Source organism: Mesorhizobium sp. (genome assembly GCF_004963255.1).
Lineage (GTDB): Bacteria > Pseudomonadota > Alphaproteobacteria > Rhizobiales > Rhizobiaceae > Mesorhizobium.
In genome coordinates this window covers 1-329 of sequence record NZ_SUGA01000121.1, presented here as the reverse complement: position 1 = coordinate 329, position 329 = coordinate 1, and the positions used below count along the sequence as shown (strand labels likewise).

At 59.3% G+C, this 329-nt stretch carries 1 protein-coding gene; it reads right to left on the bottom strand.

Going from position 1 to position 329, the window contains the following annotated elements; genetic code table 11:
- Positions 1-98: 98 nt before the first annotated feature.
- On the bottom strand, positions 99-329 hold a 231-nt coding region (locus E5X34_RS32720; protein WP_245467972.1), incomplete at its 5' end, for an exopolysaccharide production repressor protein.

The window sequence follows — 329 nt, the reverse complement described above, 5'->3', positions numbered from 1 at the left end:
CACTGATCCTGTCATCCGCGCATCAAAGCAGCAGCACATGCTGGGCATTCGACCAAGCCGGGACACAGCTGAAAATTGCATTCCGCAGTTGATCAGAGTCAGACGACTGGTACCCGAGCTTTCCTGTAACCATCGGCATGCTGGCCCCTGTGGCGAGTTCCACGAGCGCGGCTAGAGGACTGCCAGATCAGAAAGAGCACGCGGCCGAAGTAGCCGGCCTGAAGCAGCAGCGAACAGGCCAGCGTCGTGACGACTGCCACACGGAGCGAATCCAAAGCGAAGTAAACCATCGACGCATTGCTGCACAGGACCAGCCCCACGAGCCGACA